Below are 21,300 nucleotides of genomic sequence, written 5' to 3' on the forward strand. Positions count from 1 at the left end.
TGGCGTAACGGGTGGTACAAACGCTTGTTGGCAAGGGAGCGGGGAAGAGCGCGAATCACGTTCCGTCAGGGATTGATACTGCATTGAAAAACGGAGCCTCGTGCTCCGTTTTTGTATTTATCACCGCAGATGGAACTCGGCGGTGCTCTTCCAATGCACAGCTTGGTTGCCGTAACGGGTGGTACAAACGCTTGTTGGCAAGGGAGCGGGAAGAGCGCGAATCGCGTTCCGTCAGGGATTGATGCTGCATTGAAAAACGGAGCCTCGCGCTCCGTTTTTGCGTTTATTACCCTTAGCTGCATAACAACGGGGGCCGAAAGGCCCCCGTTTTGTTTTGCTGTCTTTTACCTGTCAGATCATGGCCTAGCGTTGCAGCGCGGCCAGTGCCAGTTCGATCCGCTTGGCGTACTCGGGGTCTGCCTGCTCGAAGTGCTTGAGCTGGGCCGCGACAATGGCGTCATCCTCCACATTGATGAGGGATCGCGCCAGGTTGGCGGCGAGCCGTGAACGCTGCCCCTCGTCCATGATGCGGAACAGGTTGCCGGGCTGGCTGTAGTAGTCGCTGTCGTAGTCACGGAAGTCGTAGTGCAGGGCGGCCCCTTCCAGACTCAACGCCGGTTCGTGCTGCTCGCTCGGTTGCTGGGTACCAAAGCGGTTCGGCTGATAGTTGGGGCTGGCGCCGCCATTGCTATCCGCTCGCATGGCACCGTCACGATGGGCGCCGTGATGGAACGGGCAGCGAGGGGCGTTGACCGGCAGCAGGCCGTGGTTGACCCCGAGGCGATAGCGCTGGGTGTCGCCGTAGGAGAAGAGTCTCCCTTGCAGCATGCGATCCGGCGAGAAGCCGATACCGGGCACCACGTTGGCCGGGGTGAAGGCGGCCTGCTCCACATGGGCGAAGTAGTTGTCCGGGTTCTGGTTGAGCTCCAGCACGCCGACCGGGATCAGCGGGTAGTCGCTGTGCGGCCACACCTTGGTGAGGTCGAACGGGTGGATCTGGTAAGTCTGGGCATCGGCCTCCGGCATCACCTGCACATAGACCTTCCAGCGCGGGAAGTCGCCCTGCTCGATGGCATTGAACAGATCGGCCTGGCTGGTCTCCCGATCCTGTCCAACGACATTGGCCGCCTCTTCATCGGTGTAGAAGCTGTGGCCCTGCTCGGTCTTGAAGTGGAACTTGACCCAGAAGCGCTCGTTGGCGTCGTTGATAAAGCTGAAGGTGTGGCTGCCGTAGCCGTTCATCTCCCGCAGGCTCTTGGGAATGCCACGATCGCTGAACAGTATGGTGACCTGATGCAGGGATTCCGGATGGCGGGACCAGAAGTCCCAGGCGGCGGTGGCGCTGCGCAGGTTGGTGCGCGGATCCCGCTTCTGGGTGTGGATGAAGTCGGGGAATTTCAGCGGATCGCGGATGAAGAAGATCGGGGTGTTGTTGCCCACCAGATCCCAGTTGCCCTGCTCGGTATAGAACTTGAGGGCGAAGCCACGCACGTCGCGTTCGGCATCGGCGGCGCCCTTCTCACCGGCCACGGTGGAGAAGCGCAGGAAGACCGGGGTCTGCTTGCCGATGGCGTTGAACAGGTCGGCCTTGCTGAACTGGCTGATGTCGTGGGTCACGGTAAAGGTGCCGTAGGCGCCGGAGCCCTTAGCGTGAACCACCCGCTCGGGAATGCGCTCGCGGTCGAAGTGGGCGAGTTTCTCCATCAACCAGATATCTTGCATCAGGACGGGGCCGCGCGGGCCGGCGGTGAGGCTGTTGTTGTTGTCGACGACGGGGGCGCCGTTGGCGCTGTGCAGGGTCTTGTCAGTCATGGCTTCTCTCCTTGTTGATATGGGGCCAGCCTACGGATCTGCGCAATGATGGGCCAATGGGCCTTTCCTCGCCCTTTGATAGGCAAGACAAATGGGTGCGGGTGGGGGATGTGTAACCGCGCCGGATATTGCATGATGGGGGTTTCGAGAAGGAGCCTCATATGCAGATTACTATCCGTCATGCCGAACCCGCCGATGCTCCCGCCTTGCGGGATCTCTACGCCCTGCCCAATGCCCAGGCGGGCACTCTGCACCTGCCTATGCCTCCCCTTAGCCAGTGGCAGAAGCGGTTGGAGAGCGGTGATGTGGTCGCCTTGGTGGCGGAGGCAGATGGGCTGCTGGTGGGCCAGATCTCATTGCATGTGGAGCCCAATCCGAGACGCAAGCATGTGGCAGGTATTGGCATGGGAGTGCGGGATGACTGGGCTGGCAAGGGGGTGGGCTCTGCCCTGATGGCCGCGGCGCTGGACCTGGCAGATAACTGGCTCAACCTGCACCGGATTGAACTGACGGTTTTCGTCGATAACGAAGCGGCGCAGGCGCTCTATCGCAAGTTCGGCTTTGTGGAAGAGGGGCGGGCCCGTGACTATGCCTTCCGCCAGGGGCGCTATGTGGATGTGTTCTACATGGCCAGAGTCGCGGGGGGCGCCAGTCGCTAACAGCATGGTCGACTATCAGGCCAGATTGCGCCCGGTGATCCGGGCGCTGGAGCAGAACCCTGAGCTCTGCCTCAGTGAGGCGGCCAGTCTCGCGTCGCTCTCCAGCTATCACTTTCATCGGATCTTTACCGCCGTCACCGGCGAAACTCCGGCCGAGATGCAGCGCCGCCTGCGGCTGGAGCGGGCGGCCCGATCCCTCTGTTACAGCCGGGATCCGGTGACCGAGATCGCCTTCTCGGCCGGTTTTTCCAGCTCGCAGGCCTTTGCCAAGGCGTTTCGCAAGCAGTTTGCCATGACGCCGGGGGCGCTGCGCCAGCAACCCTCGCTGCTGCAACTGAGCAAGAATGGACACGCCGCCCCCTGTGAGGCTGGTTATGCTGAAAGCCGTTCCCATGAAAGGAGGCAACCGATGAAAACCGAACAGATGGCCCCGCTCACCCTGGCTTATATCCGGGTGACCGGCCCTTACGGCACTGGCTATGAGCCGGTATGTGACCAGCTCTACCAGTGGTCTGCCGAGCAGGGGCAGACCGAGGGGGAGTGGATCTTCATCTACCACGACAACCCCGAGATCACTGCGCCCCAGCAGTGCCGCACCGATATCTGCGTCACCGTTGCGGCGGGTACCAAAGGCAGCGGTAATGTGGAGATCCAACAGCTGGCGGGCGGCCGTTATGGCCAGTCACGTTTCACCGTGACCGACCCGGCCCAGTATCCTGCGCTCTGGCAACAGCATATCGGTGAGGTGGTGGCGGCCGGTTTCGAATTTGATGATCGACCCTGTTTCGAGCTCTATCACAGCTTCGATCCGGTGACCAAGGTCGCGGATGTGAGCTTCTGCTCCAGCCTCAAGGGCTAGGGCACAACAAGACGGAAGGGGCGTTGCAGAACGCCGTGCAGCAACGAGAGAGCCGGACACTGTCCGGCTCTTGTGTATCTGGCGATTGGGGCGGCGTTTAGCGCTGGAACCCCTTCTGGGCGAACTTGGGGCGCGCGTTCATGATCTGCTCCACCTGCTCGTCGCTCATCTTGCCACGCGACAGCCCCAGCACCTTGTAGGTGAGCAGCGGTCGGGCAGGCAGGGCGATCATCAGGGCACGGATCTGGTTCTCGTCATCCTTCTCTCGCACCGGCTTGCCGTAGGCGTAGGTAAGGACGCCGGCATCCATCAGGTTTTTGACGGCGGGCTCGGTGATCGGCAAGTTTATGACGCTTTTGCGCTGCAGCACGAACTCGCGCAACACAGCCTTCTCATTGAAGTCGAGGAAGCCGATCATCTGGGTCAGCTGGTCCTGCTGACGACGCGCCTGCCACTCCTCACAGGCCCACTCCCAGGCGATCAAAAAGCCCTGACTGCAGAAGTAGGAGATGGCGATCAGCATGCCGACTCCCAGCCAGGCCGCGTGTTCCATCGCCCACAGGCTGACAGCCCCTTTCATCAGCCCAGCCGGAAACAGCAAGATGATGCTGCAGCAGAGCAACAACCAGACCATCAGCCAGTTGAGGCGGTTCAGTTGATAGAAATGTTGGATCCACCGTTTCATCGTTCATCCTTCCCAAACTGTTGTGGATAGTGAACTACCTACAGCAAGCTGTGTGCCAAGAGTGCAATTTTGGGGGGAGTGCGGCGGGTCGGGTTACATTCCCTTACAACTCAGTCAGTGAGTGATGAATTGTTTGTCTTGTGAACGGGCTGCCGCGTTGCTAAAAAGCCCCCTCAGTCATTGGGGAGTAGCAACCCGCCCGCATTCCGGGCCGGGCCCATGTCAACACTCTTGGATCCTCGCATCCATGGCATGGGCGGCGATAGGCACTATCGCTCTGCAAGACCTTTGGCCTCGATATGCACGCCAGCCGGGCGAGCCATGTCGGGTCCATTGGTTATTCTGCTCGCCTGGCGGTATCTATTATGTCGATTACCCTGCTGTTATTTCTCGCCTCTGCGGTCACCATCTACCTTGCCTGCGAATACTTCGTCAACGGCATCGAGTGGACCGGCCACCACTTCAAACTATCCCAAAGTGCCACAGGCTCGCTGTTGGCGGCGCTCGGTACGGCGCTGCCCGAGTGCATCGTCACCCTCACCGCCTTGCTGATGGGCAACACGGCCGCCCAGCAGGAGATCGGCATTGGCGCCGCCCTCGGCGGGCCGCTGGTGCTGGCGACCATCGGCTATGCTGCGGTCGGTCTCACCCTGCTGCTTTGCATGGGGCGTACCGAACGGGCCATCAATAGTGAGGTGCAGCGGGAGATTGGTCGGGATCAGCGCTGGTTTATCGGTATCTTTCTGGTGGCGACCGCGCTGGGTCTGGTCGCCTTTAGCGGCAAGAGCTGGCTGGCCCCGCTCTTTGTGCTGGTCTACCTCGTCTATGTGCGGCGTGAGCTGAAACAGAGCGATAGCCACGAGGTCGAGCTGCCGGAGCCCCTCAAACTGGCACCCGATGCCGGGATTCCGCCCCTTGGCAAGGTGCTGCTGCAGACGCTGGGTGCGCTGGTGGTGGTGGCGCTGGCGGCCCAGCTGTTTGTTCATCAGCTGGAGAGCATGGGCGAGCTGTTTGGCCTCTCGCCGGTGCTGGCGGCCCTGCTGCTGAGTCCGGTGGCGACCGAGATGCCGGAGCTGATGAACGTGCTGATCTGGGTGCGACAGGGCAAGACCAGGCTGGCCTTGGCCAATATCTCCGGGGCCATGATGATCCAGGGCACCATCCCCAAGGCGTTCTGTCTGCTGTTTACCCCCTGGTTGCTGAGTGGTGCCATGCTGGCCTCTGCGATCGTGACAGTATTGGCGATGGTGTTGCTCTGGTGGGGGTTTCGCCGGGGGGCGATGACGGCTGGCCGTCTGGCACTGATTGGTCTGCTCTATCTGTGCTTCTGCGGTTGGCTGTTAGTGATGTGAGCATTCAGGGGGGGGCGGATCGGTCGGGGCATCAAGGCGATCGCTATTGAGCGCCCCTAAAGTAGCAACGACACAGCCCGGCAAGACACTCCTGCCGGGCTGTGTGTGGGTCAGGCGGCCCCGCGCCTTAAGTTCCAAGCCGGTTTCAGGTGGGCTGGGGCAGCTGTTGTTGCGAGGTGCGTTGCTGGAACCAGAGCCAGAGGCCGATGGCAAAACCCAGCACTGAAAGACTGACCACATAGTGGGAGGGGGCCAGCATGTCGTTCTTCATCCACAGGGTCACCGCCATCGGGGTGAGGCCGCCGAAGATGGCGTAGGCCACGTTGTAGGAGAACGACAGACCGGAGAAGCGCACCACCGGCGGGAAGGCGTTGACCATCACGTAAGGCACGGCACCGACAATCCCGACCGCAAAGCCCGCCAGCATGTAGAGCGGCACCAGCTGGCTCGTGCCTGCCGCCAGACCGTGATAGAAGGCGTAGCTGGAGCCTGCCAGCAGCAGGGAACCGAGCATGAAGGTGATACCGCTGCCCAGCAGGTCGATCAGTCGGCCATATACGATGCAGCCGAGGGTCAGGGCCACGATGGCCAGCGAGTTGGCGGTCAGGGCGTCCGCCGGGCTGATGCCATAGACCTTCTGCAGATAGGTCGGGGTCATCAGGATCACCACCACGATACCGGCGGAGAGCAGCCAGGTGAGCAGCATGGAGACCACCACGCTGCTCTTGTGGTTGCGCAGCACCGTCTTGAGGGGCAGCTCGTCGGCCAGGGTCTTGTTGGCTTTCATCTCGGCGAAGACCGGGGTCTCGTGCAACCAGCGACGCAGGTACATGGCGACGATGCCGAAGATACCGCCCAGCAGGAAGGGCACCCGCCAGCCCCACTCGCTCACTTCGGCCGGGGTCAGGCTCTTGTTGACCGCAGTGGCGATGAGGGAGCCGAGCAGGATGCCGGCCGTCAATCCAGCCGTGAGCGTGCCGCAGGCGACCCCGACCCGACGGGCAGGAACGTGCTCGGCGACAAACACCCAGGCGCCCGGCACTTCACCGCCGATGGCAGCGCCTTGCAGGATACGCAGTCCCAGCAGGGCGATGGGGGCACCGATGCCGAGCACCGCATAGGTGGGCAGCAGACCGATCAACAGGGTCGGCAGCGCCATCATGATGATGCTGAGGGTGAACATCCGCTTGCGGCCGATGAGATCGCCAAAGTGGGCCATGATGATGCCGCCGAGCGGGCGGGCCAGATAACCGGCGGCGAAGATGCCGAAGGTCTGGAACTGGCGCAGCCACTCGGGAATGTCGGCCGGGAAGAACAGCTCGCCGATGACCACGGCGAAGAAGACGAAGATGATGAAATCGTAAAACTCCAGCGCCCCGCCGAGGGCGGCCAGACTCAGGGTCTTGTAATCTTGTCGATTGAGGGGGCGGGCGTGATCGTGTTGTTGTGCGGTTGTGCTCATATCCGTATGTTTCCCATCGGTTTTTTTAGTTATTGTCAGCCCGCGCAAGGGGCATATACAGGTGTTCGAGAGTATGCTGCCTGCCTCTTGTGTGTAAATCGCGCAATTCGCAACACTGTCTTGCATCTTTTTGGGGCAATCCGAATGCCCCGCTGGCGGAGGAATGATGGAAAAGAAACGGGTACTGCTCTCCTGGAGCAGCGGCAAGGATTGCGCATGGGCACTGCATCAGTTGCGGCAAGATCCCGCTATCGAGGTGGTGGGGCTGTTTACCACCCTGAATCAGGCGTTCGAGCGGGTGGCGATGCACGGGGTACGCAAGCAGTTGCTGACCGAGCAGGCCGCCTGTGTCGGGCTGCCCCTCATCACCATCGATCTGCCCTGGCCCTGCAGCAACGAGGATTACGCCCGCATCATGACCGGCTTTATCGCCGATGTGGTGGCACAGGGGATCCGCCATATGGCCTTTGGCGACCTGTTCCTTGAGGATGTGCGCGCCTACCGTGAAAAACAGCTGGCAGGCACCGGCATCGAGCCACTGTTCCCGCTGTGGGGCAGCAATACCGGTGAACTGGCGCCGCAGATGATGGCCGCTGGCTTGAAGGCGCGGATCAGTGCCCTCGACCCGAACAAGCTGGATGCCAGCCTGGGTGGTCACGATTTCGATCCTGCCCTGCTGGCGGCCTTGCCGCAGGGGGTGGATCCGTGCGGCGAGAACGGCGAGTTTCACACCCTGGCCTATGATGGTCCCATGTTTCTGCGCCCGTTGGCGATGTACGTGGGAGAGACGGTGGAGCGGGACGGCTTCATCTTCACTGACTTGTTGCCTGCTGACTCCGCCGCCTAGTCGAGGTTGGCCTCCTGTTCGCCCTTGTCATCGTTGTAGCGCAGTGCAATTTCGTGAAACAGCAAGTGGATGCGGGCGAAGGCATCCGTGATGTCGGGATCGAAGTGACTGCTGCGCCCCGCCAATATGATGGGGACCACCTCCGTATGGGACATGGCCGCCTTGTAACACCGCTTGCTGATGAGGGCATCGTACACATCTGCCAGTGCCATCAGTCGGGCCGACAGGGGGATGTCATCCCCCATCAGACCGTAGGGGTAGCCGGTGCCATCCCATTTCTCGTGGTGGTAGCAGGCGATCTCCTTGGCCAGCCGCAGAAACTCGACCTCCACTCCTAACGCTTCCTCGGCGTGGACTATGGCCTCCTTGCCCAGGATGGAGTGGTGTTTCATCTGGGTGAACTCATCCGCATCCAGCTTGCCGGGTTTGAGCAGGATCCGGTCCGGTACGCCGACCTTGCCGATATCGTGCAGGGGGGCAGACTTGAACAGCAGATCTATGGTCTTGGGAGTCAGTTCTGCACGAAAGCGAGGGTGATCGCACAGGGTTTCCGCCAATAGCTTCACATAGTGCTGGGTGCGCAGTATGTGGTTGCCGGTCTCGTTGTCCCGGGTCTCGGCCAGAGAGGCGAGGGAGTGGATGGTGATGTTCTGGATCAGCTCGTTTTCACGGGTGCGCCGTTCCACCTCCTGTTCCAGATAGGCATTTTGGTCATGCAGCAGATCCCGTGCAGCTTTCAGCTCAAGGTGGTTTCTGACGCGGGCCAGTACGATGGCGGGAGAGATAGGCTTGTGGATATAGTCCACGGCGCCGAGTGCCAGTCCGTGCGCTTCTGCGCTCTCCTCTACCTTGGCGGTCAGGAAAATCACCGGAATATGCCGTGCCTGCGGCATCTCCTGCAGTGCCTGCATCACCTGATAGCCATCCATCTGGGGCATCACCACATCGAGCAGGATCAGATCCACCCGGGTGCCTGATGACAGTATCTCCAGCGCCCGCTGGCCACTGATGGCCACCTTGATCCGATAGTGCGGGCCCAGCAGGGCGCTGAGCAGGGAGAGGTTTTCAGGAGTGTCATCGACCACCAGCAGTGTGGGTTTGGTGTCGGGATCCAGCAAGTTGAGCATAGTGGTGCCCTCACTCTTGGTTGAACAGATCGGGCCTGAGGGCCCGGACTTGTTGCAGGTGTGCCAGTGCATCCGTAAAACGGAAGCGGGTCATGGCGTCTGCCATCGTCGATGCTGTTTCTCCCAGCTGTCCAGTCAGCTGTTTCTGATGTTGCTGAAACAGGGTCAGTGCCTCTGCATCATCTTCCACCAGCAGTTGGGTCAGCTGCGCCAGCAGGGGCGCTATGTCTGTTGGCTCTTGCTCCGGCAGGTCGGGGGAGGGCTGGGTGGGCAGCAGGGCCAGCACGCCATCGCTCAGTTGCTGTTGCATCTGCAGCCCCTGTTCGGCCAGCGGTAACAGGCTGGTGGTGTCGTCTCCGTGGGAGAGCGCACTCTCCAGCCTGGCCGAGATATCTCGCAGTGGATCGGCGCCCAGAGTGGCGGCAATCCCTTTGAGGGTATGGGCTTGCCGATGGGCTTCCTCCCTGTCGTCTGTCTGCAGGGCGGTGATCAGGCTCTGCATGGGTTGGGTTCCCTGTTGGGCGAACCGTTGCAGCAGGTCCTGATACCACTCCCAGTTGTGCATCAGCCGTTGCAGAGCTGCCTCGGCATTGAGCCCGAGGGCCCTTAACTGCGGCAGTAAAGGCATGTCCTGTGGTGAGGGTGAAGTCTTGCGTGTTGCATCGGTTTCACGGCTGAAGGCGGGCACCCAGCGCTGCAGGGCGGCATAGAGCTTGTCGGGGTCGATGGGCTTGGCGATATGGTCATCCATACCCGCTGCCAGGCAGCGCTCTCGGTCACCGGCCATGACATTGGCCGTCATGGCAAGGATTGGGATCTGGTGCCCATCGCTCTCTTGCTGGCGCAGTTGACGGGTGGCGGCCAGTCCATCCATCACCGGCATCTGCATGTCCATCAGGATCAGGTCGTATGGCTGTTGCGCTGCCATTTGCAGGGCAATGGCGCCATTGCCGGCGATGCTGACGTCGGCTCCCACCGCTCGCAGCAGCTCCATCGCCACCTGCTGGTTCAGCTCGTTGTCTTCTGCCAGCAGTATGCGGAGCCCGTCGAAGCGATAGTTGTGGCTGGGCTGGGGGGTCTTCAAGGTGATCGCCGTGGTTTGATGGCCAAACAGCCCTATGATGGTATCGAACAGTACTGAGGCACACACCGGCTTGACCAGCACCCGGTCAAAGCCGGCAGCCTGGGCTTCACGAAAGACCTCTTCCCGCCCATAACCCGTCACCATGACCCGATAGAGCCGCTTGCCAAGGCCGCGGGCAATGAGGCGGCGCCCCGTCTCTATGCCATCCAGCCCCGGCATGTGCCAATCCAGCAGCACCACCTCATAGGCGTTACCTTCCTGTTCGGCGCTGGCGATCATCTGCAACGCCTGCTGACCCGATTCGGCGGTGTCCACCACAAAGCTCATGCTGCGCAGCAGGGCAGCCAGTATGGTGCGGGCGCTGGCACTGTCGTCGGCCACCAGCATGCGGCGCCCACGCAGGTCCAGACTCGGCAAATAGCGTGATCTGTATCTGCCACGGCCGAGTCGGGCGGTAAACCAGAAGGTGCTTCCCTTGCCCGGTTCGCTCTGCACGCCAACCTCCCCCCCCATCAATGTCGCCAGTTCGCGGGAGATGGCGAGCCCGAGGCCGGTGCCGCCGTATTTGCGGGTGGTGGAGCTGTCGGCCTGCTGGAAAGACTGGAACAGCCGCTGCTGCTGCTCCTGGCTCATGCCGATCCCCGTGTCCTGCACCGAACAGTGCAACAGCACCTCCTTCGGCAGTTTTTCCAGGCAAGTGACCTTGACCAGTATCTCCCCCTGTTCGGTGAATTTGACCGCATTGTTGGCGTAGTTGATCAGGATCTGGCCGAGCCGGAGGGGATCGCCATAGAGCAGGGTGTCGAGCTGGTGGTCGACTTCGAACAGCAGCTCTATGCCCTTGGCTTCGGCCTTCTCGCCCACCAGGGTCGCCAGATTTTCCAGCACATGGTCGAGATCGAACTCGATCTGCTCCAGATCCAGCTTGCCCGCCTCTATCTTGGAGAAGTCGAGGATATCGTTGATGATGCCGAGCAGGTGCTGGGCCGAGCGCTGGATCTTGCCCACATAGTCGGCTTGCTGCGGATCGAGCCGGGTTTGCAGGGCGAGGTGGGCCATGCCCAGAATGGCGTTCATGGGGGTGCGGATCTCGTGGCTCATGTTGGCGAGAAAATCGCTCTTGGCCCGGGTCGCGCTTTCTGCCAGCTCATAGGCCTGCTCCAGCTCCTGATTCTTGGTCTGCATCACGGCGAACAGCTCATCCCGGGTCGGTTCGGCGAACTGCTGCTGCATCTGCAACAGCAGAGCGTCATCGGGCCAGTGAGGCAGGTGGCACACCAGGGCGATGTCAGTGTCAGAGTGAGGAACCAGCCGGATGTTGCCATGGGCCGCGCCGGACGGGCTGTGCTGCAGTGGCTCGTCTGCCGAGAGGGAGACCCACAGCTCCTGCGTATGGCTTTCCAGCCACAGCTGGAGTTGCAGCGAGTCGATGGTCGCCGTCAGCTGGCGCACCAGCTCCGAGGTGGTACCCGCCAGCGGCGCCACGAAGGTGGGGTTCTTGTCGATGCAGGTGAGCACCTGGATCACCTTGCGTCTGGCGGTGAGGGCTGCCGCCGGGCCAGAGAGCCTGATATCACCGATCCGCTGCCGCATCTAGCGCTCCTTCTCCGGTTGTACCCGCAACACGATACAACTCGCATCATCCGTGCTGCGGCCGCTGTGGTCTATGACTTGACGGGCCAGGATGGCGGGATCCGCCCCCAGATCCAGTGCGCCGTCACGCAGGTTGAGCGACTCGCTGATGCCATCCGAATAGAGCATCAGCACATCCCCCGGCTCCATGGGCTGGCGTTGCAGCAAGGGGGTGGGGAAGCGCTCCCCCAGTACTCCATCGCGGGAGATGCCGCGCCAGAGGTCATGGCCGCGCAGACAGATGCGGGTGTTGCCGATACCGGCGTAGCTCAGTTCCCCCCGTTCACAGTTGACCAGGGCTATGCCAGCTGCCGCTCCCCGGGTACCGATGCAGTGTTGATGCAACAGTTGCAGCAGAGGTGCCGGCTCCTGCTCAGGGGTGTTTTGCAGCTTATCTTCCAGTGTCAGTGCCAGCTTGTTGGCCGAGGTACCGTGGCCGCTGACATCGATCAGCACCAGCAAGACGCCGTCGGAGGTGGGCCGGATAAAGACCAGATCGCCGGAGACCTTTTCCGGATAGCAGGGCCTGTTTTCGCTGGCCCATGCCAGTTTCAAACCAGACTGACCCCATGGCTGGGTTGGCATTGTGAGGCGTATCGTCGAGGGTGCCGCGCCCAGCCACTTGCGAGCCTGCACCAGGGTGCCCCCTTCCGGCGGTGTGCTGATGGTGAGCTCTGACATCATGCGCCGCACGCCGGGCAGCCCCAGCCCCAGAGTGCCAGAGGTGCTGTAGTGATCCTGCAGGGCCTGATGCACATCCGGTATGCCGGGCCCTTTGTCACGGGCGATGATGTCGATGCAGGCTCGTCCCTTGGGGTGATGGAGGGTCAGGGTGATCTCCCCCTGCCCGGCGTATTTCAGGATATTGCTGCCAAGCTCGGAAACCACGGTGGAGAGCATGGCACGATCCACGTCAGACAGGCTGGCGATAAAGGGGAGCCGACGCACCGCCATCACAGTCAGGTGCAGATCGATATCGTGGCGTAGCGGATAGTTGGCCTCCTGAGTCGCATGCTCTTGCATCATGGCGCTTTACTCCTCGCCCTTGAGATGGCGGACGTGGGCGAAGGCGTCGTCCATGTCGATGAAGCAGCGCAGCGGCCCGGGCTGCGCTTCGGCCAGCGCCAGAAACGCGGCGATCCCGGCATTGAGCCCCACCAGCAGGCAGATGGCGCCTAACAGGCGGCATACCTCGGCCAGCTTGCGTACCTGTCTGAATTCATGGTGATCCAGCAGCATGACGCCGGAGAAGTCGAGCAACACGGCATGGTGACGCCCGTGTACCAGTCGCTGGGAGAGGGCCTGCATCAGCATCTGCATGCCATCGTCACCGAGATCGGGACGCATGCTGACCACTATGCAGTCGGCCACATCGGCGATGCCAAGATCGTTGTTGAGCTGCATGGTCATGGCCGCATCCTAGAGGGTGGAACCGACCCGTTTGAGCGCTATTTCGAAGGCATCTCTCAGGGTTGCCGTGGTGCGGACGTCACCGACCGACACCCCCAGCTCCACCATGGTGCGGGCAATGGCGGGAGAGACTCCCGAGATGATGGCCTCACAGCCCATGAACTGGGTCGCCTTGGTGATCTTGATCAGCTGGTTGGCGACGCCGGTATCCACGGTAGCGACACCGGCAATATCCAGCACGAAGACCCGGGCCCGGGTTTCGGCGATCTTGGTGAGCGACTTGTTCATCACGTCGGCGGTGCGCATTGAGTCGATGATCCCCACCAATGGAAGCAGCAGGATCCCGTCCCAGATAGGGGTGACAGGGGTCGACATCTCTTGCAGCGACTTGTGCAGCTCCTCGCGCACTCTGGCGGCCTCTTCCGCTTCCACCATGGCACGCTTGAGCTGACGGTGCTGCTCCACCTGCGCCGTGATGTCGGTGGCAAATTTGACGATTTTGCTGGGCTTGCCGTTCAGATCCAGCACGGGGTTGTAGGATCCCTGGATCCAGACCTCCTGTCCCTGCTTGCCGAGCCGGCAGAATTCGCCTGCGAGAAACTCGCCCCGTCGCAGTGTTTCCCAGAAGGTGCGGTAATCCGCCGACTGGGCGTAGTCCGGGTCAACCAGCAGCCTGTGGTGCTGGCCCTTCAGCTCCTCCAGCCGGTAGCCCACTATGTCGAGAAAGCGTGGATTGGCATCCAGTATGGTGCCGTCCAGCGAGAACTCCACCTTGCCCATGACCCGGCTCAGGGCATTGAGCTGGCCCTCGAAGCTGGCAGTGAGCTGCTTCTGCCCGGTCAGATCCATGGCGTAGACGATGATGCGGGTCAGCTGCCCCTCGGTATCCAGAACCGGGCTGCAGGCACCCCGGATCCAGATATCCCGCCCCTGTTTATCCAGCAGGTGGAACTCGCTTTCCTGTGACGTGCCGCTGCGCAGCGTCTCCCATAAAGTGTCATAAGTGGCAGATTGAGCCTCATCCGGGGAGAGCAGCATGCCGTGGTGCTTGCCCTTTAGCTCATCCAGCGGGTAGCCCATGATGGTGAGAAAATGAGGGTTGGCATCCAGGATTTGCCCCTCTGGCGAGAGTTCGAGCCGAGCCAGCACCTGATCGATGGCGTCCATCCCGGCCTGATGAGGGGAAGGGGCCGAGCCGGTGGTCTTGGAAGAGGAAGTGTGCGCGTCCATGGCATCTCCAGTGAGAGGGAGTCGTTGATTTTGATGTCAATAAAGGGTGCTAAGCAGTTATAGCCCACTCCGGCTCTTCCGGCTGGAATAAAGGGTCAAAAGAGGCTTGTCATCTTCCGGTTGCTGGAAGTTTATTCCGAGGGGACAAAACAGGGCGGGAGCTATCCACCGAGCCCTGTTTTGTGGCGAGTTTCACGGTTTGCATCGGCAGCATGGGGCAGGATTGGCACCCTGTTTCATTCACGTCATGAGTTGTGCCATGCCCGCTTTTTCCCGTCTTACCCTGATAGCATCCCTGTTTGCAGCCACCTTCAGCCTGCCCGCCCTGGCCGATCAGATCGTGACCAGCCCGGCTGGTGTCACGACAGTGACCCTGGCCCAGCAGGCTCCTGTTCACTGGGTCTCGGTAGAGCAGATTGCCAAGAGTCTGGATGGTCTACCCCCGATGGCGGTAGGTTTTGATATCGACGATACCCTGCTCTTCTCCAGCCCGGGTTTCTATCGCGGCAAGCAGGAGTTCTCGCCCAACGACGAGAGCTATCTGAAGAACCCAGCCTTCTGGGAGAAAATGAACAACGGCTGGGATGCGTTCAGCATGCCGAAAGAGGTGGGCAAGGCGCTGATCGCCATGCACCTCAAACGCGGCGATCACATCTATTTCGTCACTGGCCGTTCGGCCACCAAAACGGAAACCGTGAGCCAGACCCTGCAGCAGACCATGGGGATCCCCGCCGATCGACTCAATCCGGTGATCTTCGCCGGCGATCAGCCGGGCCAGAACACCAAGGTGCAGTGGCTCAAGGACAAGCAGATGAAGGTCTTCTACGGCGATGCGGACGGGGATATCAAGGCGGCGCAGGAGGTCGGCATTCGCGGCATTCGGCTGCTGCGGGCGGCAAACTCCAGTTATCGCCCACTGCCGCTGGCAGGGGCGCTGGGGGAAGAGGTGATCATCAACTCCCAGTTCTGATCCGGAGAGGATCCATGCGACAAGGGCGGGGCCATCGGCACCCGCCCTTTTGCTTTTAAGGAGTCATGCAAAGGCGTTGCGCCTTAGTCAGCTCACGGTATCAGTCAGCCCACGGCATCTCGGGCAGGCTGTCGAGGAACTCGCCGTAGCGGGTCAGATTGAAGGGGCCCTGATCGGCCTCCATCGCCATCAGCTCGGCCCCGAGGGCGCAGGCGATATACTGCAGCGCCTCTGCCCGCGGGGTGCCCTTCATCACCAGCCGCATCAGGGTCGCCTTCACATGGGGCGGGTGACCATCGTTGAGCTGGTTCTCCACCATCTCCAGCAGCGTCTCTTCGTCAAAAAATTCCTGAGTGTCGTTCATGGGGTATCCACAACAGTAAATGTGGCGGCCAGTATAGCCCTAACCGCCTCCACTCCCTGCACAATCAGGCAATAAACTGCCCGCTGCTCGTGACGGTTAGGTACGGCAAATCAGCCCGAACAGGGTGTAGCGATCGCGCTGGTTGACGCGGCAGTAACTGATGCCAGCGGGCAGTGCCTGCTGCAGGGTGATGGCGCTGTGCTGATAGTGGCAGACCAGATAGAGGGGGCGTTGGCTACCATCAAGCTGGCTCCAGTAGTGGGTCTCATCGTTGTCGCCGTTATCCGGTTTGAGTTGGGCTAGCTCGGCAGGATCTCCGTCGAACAGGGCCAAATTATCGAGCCGGTGGCTGAGGGTTTCGTCCTGTTTGCCATCGTCATTGCGGGTGAACGCCTGCCAGCCCTGCTGCGGGGTCAGCAGTTGCTGGCTAACCTCGATGGCGGGCGGGCAATCAAATTGCAGGCTGGCGGCAAGGGCCAGGGTGGTCAGTAACATGATCTCGGATCTCTCTTCATTCCATCAATCCCGTCCCCATGCTATGTCATCTGCTACTGAACAGCTTCATCATTTTGTCCAGCAGATCAAGCTGTTGTGGTGGCTGTCTCATGGACTCAGCCTCCCGTTCCAGCAACGCCTGCTGCTCCTGCTGGCGGTCGCTCAGTACCCGATAGAGGGGCTCGACCAGCGACTCGCGCTGCATCACCAGTTCCTGAAACATCCCCTGATTAATGCGATAGGTTTCCACGGTAGCAAGCGCCCGTACCGTGAAGGAACTGGGCTCGCCAGTCAGCAGGCTCAGCTCGCCAAAGAAATCACCAGCCCCCAACGAGCCCAGTTTCAGCTCTCGCCCTTCCACGTTGACCAGCATCTCCGCCTCTCCCTTGACCAGTACGAACAACCAACCGGAGATCTCCCCCTGCTCCAGCATGATGTCGCCGCTGACAAAGGGGGCGAACTTCACCTGATCGGCCAGCTGGAGCAACTCGTTCTCCTGCAACATGGCAAACAGCGGCAGCTTGCGCAGGGTGTCGGTACGCTCGGCGGTGTGGCGTTTGTGGCGGGCATCCAGGTGCTGCTTCTCCTTGGCCATAAAGACGTTGAAGATCGGCGGGGTGAGGCGACGATCGTTGCGGCGCAGGGCGGCATCGATCAGGCTGCGCACCATGGAGTCGGTCGGATCGTCGCGAGCCAGATCGGTCAGCCAGTAGCGCACCGCATAGCGGGCGATGCCCCCTTCGACGTTCATCAGCAGGCAGTCCGGTTGTGGATGCTTGGCGACGCAGGGGAGCTTGGTCTCCCGCAGGGATTTCTCGATCAGCGCGATGATCTGGGTCGGCAGGGTATCCAGGGTCAGATCGAACCAGACCCAGCGCCGCCACTGCAAGGGTTCGCCACGGCGGCGCCCGAGCACGGTGAAGCGCTGTTTGAGCAGGTGGCTGTTGGGGATGACGACTGTCTCCCAGTTGCGGGTCTCGATGGTGGTTGCACGCCAGTTGATCTCCACCACCCGGCCCTGGGTGGTGTCGACTTGCAGCCAGTCACCGATGGCGATGGAGTTGTCGAGCTGAATGGAGACCCCGGCCAGCAGGTTGCCCAGGGTGTCCTGCATGGCGAAGGCGATGACCGCAGTGATCACCGCCGAGGTAGTGACAATCTCCCCGAGCGCCATGCCGGAGGCGTAGAGGCGAAACAGACCCCAGCCGATATAGCCGATGGTGATGACGATATCGGCGATGATCCGCGGGATCCGCACATGGCAGAGGGGGAGCAGGAATTCGAACAGCAGGATCCCCCATATCTTGACCAGTATCAGGCCGGCCAAGAGGGTGGAGATCTCGATCAGCAATTGATGGGGCAGCGGCAGTTTGAACCAGCCCCCTTCCAGCTGGATCAGCAGGATCACCACCGCGCTAATCATCACGAAACTGAGCTCGGAGAGCAGCTCCCGTCGCTGTCCCGGACGACGCCAGAGGTGGATCAGCATCAGTGACAGGGTGAACAGAGTCCAGAATGGGTGTTCCATGATCCAGATGATGGCAGGTAGTACCGTGAGGTTATCGCCAGACATAGCAGCCCCTTCTTGTGGTTTACCACCAGCATAGTTGCTGTAGCGAGGGGAAATGGTGCGTTGGTACAGCAATTTATTTATGCTGTGCAGAACCAGGCAAAGGAGTGCTATCTAGTGTCAATTTCAAAGAAAATCATCTGCTTGATGGCCCTGTTACCACTGGCCGGTTGCGATCTGCTGGTGGATAAATATCGGGTCGAGTTCAGGGATGGATCCTGGCGCGAGATAGCCATCACCCCCTTCTCCAGTGAGGCGCGCTGGCGCGAGGGGTGTGCCACCGGCGAAGTGCTGAGCGATATGAAAGTGCCGATCAAGCGCGGTGACAAGGTCAATGGCCGGGAGCAGTTGCTGATCGGCGGCGAGAAGTTCGAGCTGGATGACAACAACCTCTACCGCAGCAATGGCATGGTGTTTGGCCAGTCCCCGGATCATATCCAGCGCGGGCTCAAGGGAATGGATATATGCCGAACTATGCGCCCCGAGCGGGGTGGCTTGCCCAAGCTCAAGGCGCGCGGTTTCGGCGACTGACCTGCTCCGGCTTAACCTTTGGCTGTCAGCCCACAGCGCTGGCGGCAGGCATCGCCAAAGGCTTGAAAGATCTTGATGGAGTGGGGGTTTTCATTGGCTTTCCACTCCGGATGCCACTGCACTGCCAGCAGAAAGGGGGAGAGTGCGGGAGCATGCAGTGCCTCGATCAGCCCATCTTCGGCGTGAGCCAGCGGCTCCAGTCCGCTCCCCAGTCGATCAATCCCCTGTCCATGGAGGGAGTTCACCGCAATCCGCTCAGCCCCCATCAGCTCGGCAAACCAGCTGTCCGGTAGCAGCTCAATCTGATGGCTCGGCCCATACTGCTCGTCAACCGGATCGTCGGCATCCTCCCGGTGATCGTCATAGCCCGGCTCGTTGTAGACCTTCTGATGAATATCTCCCCCCAGTGCCACGTTGATCTCTTGCATGCCACGACAAATTCCGAGGATCGGCAACCCCTGCGCAATCGCGGCATTGATCAGTGACAAATCAAACAGGTCGCGATCCCGATCCTGCTGTTTTTCCGGGGTGAGGTTCTCTTGCCCATAGAGGATCGGGTCTATGTTGGAACCGGCACCACTCAGATAGACGCCATCGGCCAGATCCAGATATTGCTGCAGATCGGCGGTGCTGCAGCAGGTGGGCACCAGCAACGGGACGCAGTCACTGATCTCCACCAGCGGCATGATGTATTTGTGGGTCATCACCTGATAGGCGTGGCCGTTGCGGGGTTGGGCCCCCATGGTCATCAGCACCACAGGTTTACGGTTGGCGGGGGGGAGGGGATTTGGCATAGGGCACCTTGATTATCCTTGGCGTTGAAGTCTCATCCTGCGCCTTGGGCAGGCCCTTGCATACGCAGTGGGCAAGGGCATGCCTCAAGGCATGGTCATGGGATCCCGGGTCGGGCAGGGTGGCAGAATCGTCGGTCAGCCTGGGCAGTGACAGCCTGGATCCTCTGTTCAGTCTGCCAAGGCCGTTCAATATGTCAAACAAAATGATGCTAAATTGTTAACGGATTTTTTTGGTCTGCTCTGAAACAGCGATTTAACGGGGCGGAGCAGATGGGTATTCATGGCCGGGTCGCCAGAATGGTGGATATATTAAACGCGCAGGGGCTGCGGGGGATGGGGAAGGGCGTCAATAGAAGCACGCCTCCGCAAGGGGAGGCGTGTTTCGGGGATCACAGCAGGTCTTCGATCTCGCCGCGCAGATATTGGTACATCTCGCGATAAGCGATCGGCGGCGTGTTGAGGGTCCGCTCTTTGTTAGCTGTGCGGATCAGTTGGCGCAGCTTCTGGCGATCCAGCTCGTGGAACTGCGACAGCAGTTCGTTGAGGGCGCTGTCACCTTCGGTGATCAGGCGCTCGCGCCACTGCTCCAGACGATGCAGGCGTGCATTCACGGTAGAGTGACGGTTTCTGAAGATCGACAGGGCTTCGACGATCGGCTCGATATCACGGCTGCGCATCAGGCGGCCGATAAACTGCAAGTGACGGCGGAATGACTCGTCTTTGTTCGGCTTGAGCTTGCGGCCCAGCTCGACGGCATCGGCAAGCTCTTCATCCAAAGGAATTTTTTCCAATTCACTGTGGCTTAAGGAGACAATCTCTGCACCCAGTTTTTGCAACGCTTCTGCATCGCGCTTGAGCTGGCTCTTGCTGGGGCCCCAGTCTTCTAACTCGTTGTCGTCTTGATATTGACTCATCGGTCTCTTGATTCCTGTCTTTCACGTTTGGTGGATATGTTACCAGCTTCTCCCGCTGGGCGCAGGGGTCTGATATGCTTAGTCCCCTTTCCTTCCTTCATACAGATGTGAGTTATGGATCAGCAAGACCAAATCCGCCAGGATCAAGCCCATCTCGAGGCCGTGGTTGCCGAAGCCCTGGAGATAGCCAAAGGACTGGGCGCCTCGCTGGCCGAAGTCTCCATCAGCAAGCAGACCGGGTTGTCGGTGAACACCCGGGGTTGTGAACTGGAAAGCATTGAATTCAATAAGGATGGGGCGCTCGGCATCGCGGTTTACCGCAATGGCTGCAAGGGGTCATCATCGACCACCGATCTGGGCAAACCGGCCATCCGCGCCGCTGTCGAAGCCGCTATCGAGATCGCCCGCCACACCTCTGCCGACGATTGCGCCGGGCTGGCACCCGCCGAGCTGCTGGCCTGGGATGCCCCTGACTTGCAACTGTGTCACCAGATTGAACTGGATCCCCAGCGGGGGATCGAGTTGGCTATCGAGTGTGAGCGGCTGGCACTGGGCCGCGATGCCCGCATCAAGCACTCCGACGGTGCCGGTTTCTCCAGCCATCTCGGCATCAAGGTGTATGGCAACAGCCATGGCTTTGTGAAGGGCTATGCCGCCTCGCGCAACTCCCTGAGCTGCGTGCTGATCGGCGAGCAGGATGGCGAGATGCAGCGGGATTACGGTTACTCATCCAGTCGCGATCTGGCTGGGCTCTGGAGCCCGCAGCGCATCGCTGATGAGGCGGTCGAGCGTACCGTCTCGCGCCTCGGTGCCCGCAAGATCTCTACCCGCCATGCGCCGGTGCTGTTTCACCCCGATACCGCGTCTGGCCTGTGGGGTCATTTGGTGATGGCCATCAGTGGGGGTAACCTCTATCGCAAGTCGAGCTTCCTGCTGGACAAGCTGGGCAAGCAGGTCTTGCCCCAGTGGCTCACCATTGAGGAGTTCCCCCATCTACTGGGCGGGTTGGCCAGTAGCCCGTTCGATGGGGAAGGGGTGCGCACCCGCGACATGGATATCATCCGTAACGGCGAGCTGATGAGCTGGCTGCTTACCTCCTACTCTGCCCGCAAGCTGGGGTTGACCACCACAGGTCATGCCGGTGGCATTCACAACTGGCAGGTTTCCAACTCCGGCCAGGACTTTCAGGGCATGCTGAAAGAGATGGGCACCGGCCTGCTGGTGACCGAGCTGATGGGGCAGGGGGTCAATATCGTCAACGGTGACTACTCCCGCGGCGCCGCCGGTTTCTGGGTCGAGAATGGCGAAATAGCCTACCCGGTCGAGGAGATCACCATAGCTGGCAATCTGGCGGAGATGTTCAGCCATATCGTGGCGGTGGGCTGTGACGAGGATGAACGTTCCAGCCTCAAGACCGGTTCGGTACTGGTCGAGAACATGAAGCTGGCGGGTCATTGATCCGGTAGTTATCCTGCCTGACGGGATGAAATGAGAAAGGCCCCC

20 protein-coding genes and 1 riboswitch are annotated in these 21,300 nt (G+C 60.8%); of the genes, 7 read left to right on the plus strand and 13 right to left on the minus strand.

Translation table 11 applies throughout. From position 1 onward, the window contains the following. Positions 1–363: 363 nt before the first annotated feature. Positions 364–1,812, minus strand: a complete 1,449-nt coding sequence (locus BN1135_RS20540; RefSeq protein WP_042024475.1) for a catalase — start codon at positions 1,810–1,812, stop codon at positions 364–366. 161 nt (positions 1,813–1,973) lie between these two features. On the opposite strand from BN1135_RS20540, the gene BN1135_RS20545 reads away from it, so the two are divergent. After that, entirely contained in the window at positions 1,974–2,471 is a 498-nt protein-coding gene (locus tag BN1135_RS20545) for a GNAT family N-acetyltransferase (RefSeq protein WP_042024477.1), read from the plus strand. 4 nt (positions 2,472–2,475) lie between these two features. Beyond that, positions 2,476–3,330, plus strand: coding sequence for an AraC family transcriptional regulator (locus tag BN1135_RS20550; protein ID WP_042024480.1), 855 nt, complete (start codon positions 2,476–2,478; stop codon positions 3,328–3,330). A gap of 97 nt (positions 3,331–3,427) precedes the next feature. Here BN1135_RS20550 and BN1135_RS20555 read toward each other — a convergent pair whose 3' ends face one another. Then, a complete protein-coding gene (locus BN1135_RS20555) occupies positions 3,428–4,015 on the minus strand; it encodes a superinfection exclusion B family protein (RefSeq protein WP_042024483.1) in 588 nt (195 codons plus the stop codon). A 170-nt stretch (positions 4,016–4,185) separates the two neighbouring features. Beyond that, a riboswitch (yybP-ykoY riboswitch) is annotated at positions 4,186–4,293 on the plus strand. Positions 4,294–4,380: 87 nt separating this feature from the next. Between BN1135_RS20555 and BN1135_RS20560 the strand changes: the two genes are divergently transcribed. Continuing rightward, the gene (locus BN1135_RS20560) at positions 4,381–5,367 is read left to right on the plus strand and encodes a sodium:calcium antiporter (protein WP_042024484.1); all 987 of its coding nucleotides are present in this window, start codon (positions 4,381–4,383) and stop codon (positions 5,365–5,367) included. A gap of 145 nt (positions 5,368–5,512) precedes the next feature. Here BN1135_RS20560 and BN1135_RS20565 read toward each other — a convergent pair whose 3' ends face one another. Beyond that, positions 5,513–6,829, minus strand: a complete 1,317-nt coding sequence (locus BN1135_RS20565; RefSeq protein ID WP_042024487.1) for an MFS transporter — start codon at positions 6,827–6,829, stop codon at positions 5,513–5,515. A 166-nt stretch (positions 6,830–6,995) separates the two neighbouring features. Between BN1135_RS20565 and BN1135_RS20570 the strand changes: the two genes are divergently transcribed. Further along, positions 6,996–7,676 carry a Dph6-related ATP pyrophosphatase gene (locus tag BN1135_RS20570; RefSeq protein ID WP_042024488.1) on the plus strand — a complete coding sequence of 227 codons (681 nt, stop codon included), beginning with the start codon at positions 6,996–6,998 and terminating at the stop codon, positions 7,674–7,676. Here BN1135_RS20570 and BN1135_RS20575 read toward each other — a convergent pair. Genes BN1135_RS20575 through BN1135_RS20595 form a run of 5 tightly spaced genes read right to left on the minus strand, consistent with a single transcriptional unit; the run spans position 7,673 to position 14,159 of the window. Continuing rightward, positions 7,673–8,875: a response regulator gene (locus BN1135_RS20575; protein WP_139245160.1), complete on the minus strand. Its 1,203-nt coding sequence runs from the start codon at positions 8,873–8,875 to the stop codon at positions 7,673–7,675. The genes BN1135_RS20570 and BN1135_RS20575 overlap by 4 nt on opposite strands. After that, positions 8,814–11,480 (minus strand): response regulator, encoded by a 2,667-nt coding sequence (locus tag BN1135_RS20580; protein ID WP_042024492.1) that lies wholly within the window; start codon positions 11,478–11,480, stop codon positions 8,814–8,816. Before BN1135_RS20580 ends, BN1135_RS20575 begins: the two co-directional genes overlap by 62 nt. Next, positions 11,481–12,545, minus strand: coding sequence for an ATP-binding SpoIIE family protein phosphatase (locus BN1135_RS20585; RefSeq protein ID WP_042024495.1), 1,065 nt, complete (start codon positions 12,543–12,545; stop codon positions 11,481–11,483). Between the two features lie 6 nt (positions 12,546–12,551). After that, a complete protein-coding gene (locus tag BN1135_RS20590) occupies positions 12,552–12,923 on the minus strand; it encodes an STAS domain-containing protein (RefSeq protein ID WP_088814402.1) in 372 nt (123 codons plus the stop codon). 15 nt (positions 12,924–12,938) lie between these two features. Continuing rightward, positions 12,939–14,159: a PAS domain-containing protein gene (locus BN1135_RS20595; RefSeq protein ID WP_042024498.1), complete on the minus strand. Its 1,221-nt coding sequence runs from the start codon at positions 14,157–14,159 to the stop codon at positions 12,939–12,941. 259 nt (positions 14,160–14,418) lie between these two features. Between BN1135_RS20595 and aphA the strand changes: the two genes are divergently transcribed. Next, positions 14,419–15,129 (plus strand): acid phosphatase AphA, encoded by a 711-nt coding sequence (gene aphA, locus BN1135_RS20600; RefSeq protein WP_042024499.1) that lies wholly within the window; start codon positions 14,419–14,421, stop codon positions 15,127–15,129. A 100-nt stretch (positions 15,130–15,229) separates the two neighbouring features. On the opposite strand, the gene BN1135_RS20605 is transcribed toward aphA, so the two are convergent. The 3 genes from BN1135_RS20605 to BN1135_RS20615 form a co-directional block, all read right to left on the minus strand. Continuing rightward, positions 15,230–15,493 carry a hypothetical protein gene (locus BN1135_RS20605; protein WP_042024501.1) on the minus strand — a complete coding sequence of 88 codons (264 nt, stop codon included), beginning with the start codon at positions 15,491–15,493 and terminating at the stop codon, positions 15,230–15,232. A 96-nt stretch (positions 15,494–15,589) separates the two neighbouring features. Continuing rightward, positions 15,590–15,988 carry an STY0301 family protein gene (locus BN1135_RS20610; RefSeq protein ID WP_042024503.1) on the minus strand — a complete coding sequence of 133 codons (399 nt, stop codon included), beginning with the start codon at positions 15,986–15,988 and terminating at the stop codon, positions 15,590–15,592. A 46-nt stretch (positions 15,989–16,034) separates the two neighbouring features. After that, positions 16,035–17,561 (minus strand): mechanosensitive ion channel family protein, encoded by a 1,527-nt coding sequence (locus tag BN1135_RS20615; protein ID WP_042024504.1) that lies wholly within the window; start codon positions 17,559–17,561, stop codon positions 16,035–16,037. A 144-nt stretch (positions 17,562–17,705) separates the two neighbouring features. Here BN1135_RS20615 and BN1135_RS20620 point away from each other — a divergent pair, with 144 nt between their 5' ends. Then, positions 17,706–18,089: a hypothetical protein gene (locus BN1135_RS20620; protein WP_042024506.1), complete on the plus strand. Its 384-nt coding sequence runs from the start codon at positions 17,706–17,708 to the stop codon at positions 18,087–18,089. An 11-nt stretch (positions 18,090–18,100) separates the two neighbouring features. On the opposite strand, the gene BN1135_RS20625 is transcribed toward BN1135_RS20620, so the two are convergent. Both BN1135_RS20625 and yjgA read right to left on the minus strand, forming a co-directional pair. After that, positions 18,101–18,883, minus strand: coding sequence for a gamma-glutamyl-gamma-aminobutyrate hydrolase family protein (locus tag BN1135_RS20625; protein ID WP_042024507.1), 783 nt, complete (start codon positions 18,881–18,883; stop codon positions 18,101–18,103). 389 nt (positions 18,884–19,272) lie between these two features. Further along, positions 19,273–19,797, minus strand: a complete 525-nt coding sequence (gene yjgA, locus BN1135_RS20630) for a ribosome biogenesis factor YjgA (RefSeq protein ID WP_042024509.1) — start codon at positions 19,795–19,797, stop codon at positions 19,273–19,275. A 114-nt stretch (positions 19,798–19,911) separates the two neighbouring features. On the opposite strand from yjgA, the gene pmbA reads away from it, so the two are divergent. Next, complete coding sequence (pmbA, locus tag BN1135_RS20635) at positions 19,912–21,255, plus strand: metalloprotease PmbA (RefSeq protein ID WP_042024512.1); 1,344 nt, start codon at positions 19,912–19,914, stop codon at positions 21,253–21,255. Positions 21,256–21,300: the final 45 nt, after the last annotated feature.

Origin of the sequence: Aeromonas sobria (genome assembly GCF_000820145.1) — a bacterium.
Lineage (GTDB): Bacteria > Pseudomonadota > Gammaproteobacteria > Enterobacterales > Aeromonadaceae > Aeromonas > Aeromonas sobria.